Origin of the sequence: Streptomyces sp. NPDC057654 (genome assembly GCF_042800135.1) — a bacterium.
In the GTDB taxonomy this organism is placed as follows: Bacteria; Actinomycetota; Actinomycetes; order Streptomycetales; family Streptomycetaceae; genus Streptomyces.
Window position 1 is genome coordinate 1 of the sequence record NZ_JBHVHQ010001361.1, and the last position, 1,414, is coordinate 1,414.

Below are 1,414 nucleotides of genomic sequence, written 5' to 3' on the forward strand. Positions count from 1 at the left end.
GTGTTGCCGGGCGCAACGCGCGCCGGCCGCTCCATGCTGTGCCGTGCCCCGAGTAGCCATTCGGGGGCACGAGGCGCGGCCGGTCCGGCCGCGGTCCGAGAGGGATGACGTGGAACGATCACTGTTGTCGCCGAGGTCGGCGCTGGTGCTCTTACTGGCGGTGCTGACAGGCATAGGGGCCGGGGTGCTGACCGCCCCGGCCGGCAATGACGTTGCGCGGAGCGTGCTGTGCGGCGCGACCGCCGCCGGGGTCTCGGTGCGGTTCTTCGACCGGCTGGTCGCGCCGGAGGGCTACGAGACACCGGAGGGCCGTCGTGGCTGAACTGCGGCCTCTGGCCGATGACTTGAACGGGGACGCCAGGGCCCTGGCGCGGATGCTGCGCGAGCTGTTCGGCGGGCTGGACGTCTCGGTGCGCCGCTACGCCGCGCGCCGCCACCGGGACGCGGGCACCTTCTCGCGCTACCTCAACGGCACGCGCGTACCTCCCTGGGAGGTCATCCTGGACCTGCTCACGGACCTGGCGGAGCACTGCGGCAAGGCGGCGACCCCGGTCGCCATCGAGCACGTACGGGGGCTGCACCAGACCGCCGTGCGCAACAGCGGCTCGCCGCAGCACGCGGTCGAGCTGATCGAGCGGCAGCTCGTCGACGCCGACCTGGTGGCCCGGCGCACCACCGCCCACGGGGACGTGCTGGGCGACGCCCTGCTGGACCGGCAGCACCGGATCGCCGATCTGGAGGTGCGGCTCAGCCAGTTGGAGGCGGCGTGGACCGCCGAGCGGGCGCGCGCGGACGCCATGGCGGAGGCCGCGCCGGACGTGGACGGGCTGCTGCGGGAGCGCGACGCGCTGCGGGCGGACGTGCGGAAGCTGACGGGGGAACTGTGCGAGGCCCGGCGGCTGCACGAGGCGGCGGAGGAACGGTGCGAGCTGCTGGAACGGCAGTTGGAGACCATCGAGGCCACACAGCAGGCGAGCGGTTCCCACGCGCTGATCCCGGCCCCCTCCCCCGCCGGGGCGCGCGGCATGCCCAAGGTGCTGGTCGTGGACGACCAGCCGGACAACCTCCTGGCCATGAACGCCGTCCTGTCCACCCTCGACCAGGAGGTGGTGGCCGTCTCCTCGGGCCGTGACGCCCTCAAGGCGCTGCTCGACCACGACGACTTCGCCGTGATCATCATGGACGTCCAGATGCCCGACATGGACGGGTACGAGACCGCCGCGCACATCAAACGCCGTAACCGCGACCGTGATGTCCCCATCATCTTCCTCACCGCGATGGGGGCCGACGCCGAACACTCCGCGCGCGGCTACGCGGCCGGCGCGGTGGACTACATCGGCAAGCCCTTCGACCCCTGGGTGCTCCGCGCCAAGGTCGCCGTGTTCACCGGCATCTTCCTCGAACGGCACGTCGC

General features: G+C 72.5%; 2 protein-coding genes. Both read left to right on the forward strand.

Going from position 1 to position 1,414, the window contains the following annotated elements:
- The first annotated feature begins 109 nt into the window (after positions 1–109).
- Positions 110–322 (forward strand): hypothetical protein, encoded by a 213-nt coding sequence (locus tag ACFU99_RS43630; protein WP_384404326.1) that lies wholly within the window; start codon positions 110–112, stop codon positions 320–322.
- Positions 315–1,414: PleD family two-component system response regulator (locus ACFU99_RS43635; protein WP_384404328.1), on the forward strand; the 1,100-nt coding region annotated here is incomplete at its 3' end. The genes ACFU99_RS43630 and ACFU99_RS43635, both read left to right, overlap by 8 nt.